Origin of the sequence: Ramlibacter sp. (genome assembly GCF_035706265.1) — a bacterium.
GTDB lineage: Bacteria > Pseudomonadota > Gammaproteobacteria > Burkholderiales > Burkholderiaceae_C > Ramlibacter.
In genome coordinates this window covers 1-4,893 of record NZ_DASSVG010000362.1, presented here as the reverse complement: position 1 = coordinate 4,893, position 4,893 = coordinate 1, and the positions used below count along the sequence as shown (strand labels likewise).

At 69.5% G+C, this 4,893-nt stretch carries 6 protein-coding genes; 4 read left to right on the top strand and 2 right to left on the bottom strand.

Translation table 11 applies throughout. The annotated features are described in order from the left end of the window. The 4 genes from VFM98_RS13200 to VFM98_RS13185 all read left to right on the top strand — a co-directional run. The coding region (locus tag VFM98_RS13200) for an amidohydrolase family protein (RefSeq protein WP_325110380.1) at window positions 1-347 on the top strand (347 nt) is incomplete at its 5' end. Continuing rightward, window positions 331-1,119 carry an SDR family NAD(P)-dependent oxidoreductase gene (locus VFM98_RS13195; protein WP_325110379.1) on the top strand — a complete coding sequence of 263 codons (789 nt, stop codon included), beginning with the start codon at window positions 331-333 and terminating at the stop codon, window positions 1,117-1,119. The genes VFM98_RS13200 and VFM98_RS13195, both read left to right, overlap by 17 nt. Before the next feature lie 90 nt (window positions 1,120-1,209). Beyond that, complete coding sequence (locus VFM98_RS13190; RefSeq protein WP_325110378.1) at window positions 1,210-2,160, top strand: tripartite tricarboxylate transporter substrate binding protein; 951 nt, start codon at window positions 1,210-1,212, stop codon at window positions 2,158-2,160. A gap of 10 nt (window positions 2,161-2,170) precedes the next feature. After that, on the top strand, window positions 2,171-2,869 hold the full coding sequence (locus VFM98_RS13185) for a dienelactone hydrolase family protein (protein WP_325110377.1): 699 nt from the start codon (window positions 2,171-2,173) through the stop codon (window positions 2,867-2,869). On the opposite strand, the gene leuD is transcribed toward VFM98_RS13185, so the two are convergent. Next, window positions 2,866-3,489: a 3-isopropylmalate dehydratase small subunit gene (leuD, locus tag VFM98_RS13180; protein ID WP_325110376.1), complete on the bottom strand. Its 624-nt coding sequence runs from the start codon at window positions 3,487-3,489 to the stop codon at window positions 2,866-2,868. The genes VFM98_RS13185 and leuD overlap by 4 nt on opposite strands. Next, window positions 3,489-4,893: 3-isopropylmalate dehydratase large subunit (locus VFM98_RS13175; protein WP_325110375.1), on the bottom strand; the 1,405-nt coding region annotated here is incomplete at its 5' end. The genes leuD and VFM98_RS13175, both read right to left, overlap by 1 nt.

Below are 4,893 nucleotides of genomic sequence, written 5' to 3'. Positions count from 1 at the left end.
ACATGGGCCGCGTCGACGCTTCGCAGGCCCTGGAGCACAAGCGCTTCACCGGTCTCCTGCATCTCCTGGAGAACAAGAATTTCTACGTGAAGGTGAGCGGCTCGGAGCGCATCTCGAAGCAGGCCTCGCCCTGGAAGGACGCCTGGCCCTTCGGCCGCAAGCTGGTGCAGGAATGCGGCGACCGCGTGCTGTGGGGCACCGACTGGCCGCACCCCAACCTGAAGGAAGTCCCCGACGACGGCGTGCTCACGGACCTCGTCGAGCAGATGGCGCCCACCGAGGCCGAGCGCCGCGCGCTGCTGGTCGACAACCCGCAGCGCCTCTACCGCTTTGCGCCTGCGCGATAAGGTCGCCATCGTCACCGGCGCCGGCTCGGTCGGCCCCGGCTGGGGCAACGGCCGCGCCATCGCCGTGCGCTTCGCGGAAGAGGGGGCAAGGATTTTTGCCGTTGATGTTTCGAAGGATCGCCTTGCCGAAACCGCCGAGCGCTCCCCTGGCAGCGGGATGCAAACCCACATCTGCGACGTCACCGACAGCCGGGCGGTGGCGGCGATGGTGGCGGCGTGCCTCGAGCGCTTCGGCCGCATCGACATCCTGGTGAACAACGTCGGCGGCTCGGCGGCCGGCGGGCCGGTGGAGATGAGCGAGGAGGTGTGGGACGCCCAGGTCGACCTGAACCTGAAAAGCGTGTTCCTCGGCTGCAAGCACGTGCTGCCGGTGATGGAGCGGCAGCAAGGCGGCGCCATCGTCAACCTCGCCTCGACCTCCGGTCTGCGTTGGACCGGCGCGGCGCAGGTCGCCTACGCCGCCACCAAGGCCGGCATCATCCAGCTCTCGCGCGTGGTGGCGATGCAGTACGCGGCCAAGGGCATCCGCGTGAACACCGTGGTGCCGGGGCAGCTGCACACGCCGATGGTGGAATTCCGCCTCGCGACACAGCGCGCCGGGGGCGACGTCGAGGCGCTGCTCGCCGAGCGGCGCAAGCGCATCCCGCTCGGCGTGGAAGGCGACGGCCGCGACACCGCCAGCGCCGCGCTGTTCCTCGCCTCCGACGAAGCGCGCTTCGTCACCGGCACCGAGATCGTGGTCGACGGCGGCATGACGGCGCGCTGCGGCTAGCCATCTGTGGACGCGATAGCTGCTATTCGCACGGCGGGGTTGTCGAAAAGGCAGCGAACCCCAAGAATGCGCCCAAGGAGGAGAACAATCGTGAAGAAACTGCTCGCAGTCCTGTTGCTCGCCCCTGCGCTGGCGCTCGCGCAGGCCTACCCGTCGCGGCCGGTGCACATCGTGGTGCCGTTCCCGGCCGGCGGCCCGGCGGACATCTTCGGCCGCGGCCTGGCCCAGGGCATGTCCGCCGACCTCGGCCAGCCGGTCGTCGTGGAGAACATCGGCGGCGTCGGCGGCGTGCTGGGCGTGGACCGCGCCATCAAGTCGGCGCCGGACGGCTACATGCTGGCGCTGAACAGCGCCTCCACGGTGGCGATCGCGCCCTACTCGCTTTCCAAGCTGCCCTACGACGTGCAAAAGGACATGGCGCTGATCACCGTGGTGGTGCGCGTGCCCGAGGTGCTCGCGGTGCACCCGTCCGTGCCGGCAGCCAACCTGGCGCAATTCATCGCGTACGCCAAGGCGAACCCGGGCAAGGTCAACTTCGGCTCGGCCGGCGGCGGCAGCATCACGCACCTCGCGGGCGAGCTGCTGAAGGCCGAGGCGGGACTCAACATGGTGCACGTCGCCTACAAGGGCGCGGCGCCGGCGGTCACCGACCTGGTAGGCGGCACCGTGCAGATGGGCATCTTCGACGTGCCGGTGCTGCTCGGCCACATCCGCGCCGGCCGGCTCAAGGCGCTCGCCGTGACCAGCGCCTCGCGCGCCTCGACCCTGCCCGATGTGCCGACCACGGCGGAAGGCGGCTATCCGGGGGTCACCTCCGACAACTGGTACGGCCTGGTCGCGCCGGCCGGCACGCCCGCCGCGGTGCTCAAGCGCCTCAACGCCGCCGCGGTCAACGCGCTCAACAGCGCGGCGGTCAAGGAGCAGTACGGCAAGGTGAGCGGCGTGCCCTCCCCCGGCACGCCCGAGGACTACGCGCGCTTCCTCGCCGCCGAGCAGGCGAAGTGGAGCAAGGTGGTGCGCGCCATCGGCTTCAAGAACTAGAGGATCGGCAATGGCATCCAGCTGGATCAGGATCGCCGCCGCGGACGGCGGCAGCTTCGAGGGCTACCTTTCGGTGCCGGCCGCGGGCAGCGGCCCGGGGCTGGTCATGGTGCAGGAGATCTTCGGCGTCAACCCCTCCGTGCGCCACCTCGCCGACCTGTTCGCCGCGCAAGGCTTCACGGTGCTCGCGCCGGATTTCTTCTGGCGCCTGGAGCCGCGCATCGAGCTGGCCTTCGACGAGGCCGGCATGAAGCGCGCGCAGGAGCTGCACAAGGCCTTCGACTACGAGCAGGGCGTCGAGGACCTGGGCGCCGCAGTCGCGGCCCTCAGGAAGCAGCCGCAGTGCAAGGGGCCGGTGGCCGTGAGCGGCTACTGCCTCGGCGGCACCTTCGCCTATCTCGCGGCGGCGCGGCTGCCGGTGGACGGCGCGGTGGCCTACTACGGCACGCGCATCCACAACTACCTGGAGGAAGCGGGCAAGATCCGCTGCCCGCTGCTGCTGCACTTCGGCGAGCTCGACCACGCCGTGCCGCCCGAGGCGCTGGCGAAGATCCGCGCCGCGCTGCAGGGCAAGCCCAACGTGCAGCTCCACGCCTATCCCGGCGCCAAGCACGCCTTCGCCAACCCGTTGCGCCCGGCGAACTACGACGAGAAATCGGCGAAGGTCGCGAACGAGCGCACCTTCGCCTTCCTCAAGGGGCTGCGCTAACCGATCGGCGGGTACGCCCAGGGTCGGCGGGTTTTGTCGGCTTCACGATAGGCGCCGATTTCGGGCATGCGGGCCAGCGTCAGGGCGATTTCGTCGACGCCCTGGAGAAGCATCTGCCGCAGGGTTTCCGGCGCGTCGAAGGCGAACCTGCGACCTTCGGGCGAGACGACCCGCTTTTCGCGCAGGTCGACGGTCACCTCGCCCAGCCCCCCGGAGGCCTGCACTTCGTCCGCGATCGCGCGCACCTGCTCGATCGGCAGCTCGACCGGGGCGATGCCGTTGCGGTAGCAGTTGTTGAGGAATATGCCGCCGAAGGACGGCGCGATGATGGCCCGGAAGCCGAACTCCCGCAGCGCCTTCGGCGCGCGCTCCCTGGACGAGCCGCAGCCGAAATTCCGGTCGGCCAGCAGGATCTGCGCCCGGGTGTAGGGCTCCTGGTTGAGGATGAACTCCGGGTTCGGCGAGCCGTCCGCAAGAAAGCGCCAGCCGGCGAAGAGGTGCTTCCCGTAACCCTTTGCGTCGGTCCCGCCGAGGAACAGGGCCGGGATGATCTGGTCGGTGTCGACGTTGATGCGCATCATCGGCGCGGCGATGCCGGTGACCTGAACCAGCGCTTCCATCAGGAAAACCTCCTTGCGTCGGTGATGCGTCCTTCGATCGCCGAGGCGGCCACGGTGGCCGGGCTGGCGAGATGCGTGCGCGTCTTCGGCCCCTGCCGCCCTTCGAAATTGCGGTTGGTGGTGCTTATGGTGCGCAGTCCCGCGAACCGGTTGTCGCCGATATGGCCGCAGAAGCCGCAGGCCGATTCGTGCCATTCGAAGCCGGCTTCGCGGAAGATGCGGTCCAGCCCTTCGGCCTCGGCCGCGCGCTTCACCGGGCTGGAGCCCGGCACGCACACCGCCTGTACGCCCGCCTTGACCTTGCGCCCCTTGAGCAGCGCGGCCGCGACCCGCAGATCCGAAAGGCGCGCGTTGGTGCAGGAGCCGATGTACGCCACGTCGATGGCCAGCCCCTCCATGGGCGTGCCGGGCTTCAGCTGCATGTATTCGAGCGCCCGGTCCGCCAGCCGCCTGGCTTCGCCATCCGCCGCGTCGGACGGATCGGGCACGCGCCCCGTGACCGCCGCCACCTGCTGCGGGCTTATGCCCCAACTGACTTGCGGCTCCAGGGCGTCGCAGTCCACGGAGAGCTCGCGATCGAACTTCGCTCCCTCGTCGCTGGGCAGCGAACGCCAGTAGCTCACGGCCGTATCCCACGCGGCCCCTTTCGGCGCGAAAGCCGCGCCCTTCAGGTACTCGATGGTGGTTTCGTCGGGCGGCACGAAGCCGTACTTGGCGGAGAACTCGATCGACATGTTGCAGATCGTCAGGCGGCCCTCGATCGGCAGGCTGCGGATTGCCGGGCCCGCGAACTCCACGGCGTAGCCGATGCCGGCGTTCGCGCCATACTTGCCGATCAGGGCAAGGATCATGTCCTTGGCGTAGACGCCGCGCGCCAGCGCGCCGTCGAACCGCACCCGCATGGTCTTGGGCTTGTCCTGCGCGATCGCCTGGGTCGCCAGCACGTGCTCCGCCTCGCTCAGGCCGATTCCCCACGCCAGCGCGCCGATGCCGCCCACGGTGCAGGTATGGCTGTCGCAGCACACCAGCGTGGCGCCGGGGAACGCGATGCCGAGCTCGGTGGCGACCACGTGCGCGATGCCCTGGCGCGGGTCGTCGTAGTCGATGAAGTGGAAGCCCCAGTCGCGCGACGCCTTGCGCGTGGTCTCGATCATCACCGGCCCGCTTTTCGAAGCTGATTCGGTCGGCCCGCGCCCCGGACGCGTCGTGATCAGGTGCTCGATGACGGTGAAGACCTGCTCGCGGCTCATCGGCGTGCGCCGCGCCTCGGCCAGCGCCCGCACCGCCTGGCTGCCGCTGAGCTCGTGGAGCACCAGGCGATCCACCTGGAGCAGCTTCGCGCCTCCGCCCAGATCGCCGATGACGTGATCGTTCCAGACCTTTTCGAAGAATGTCCTGGGCTGC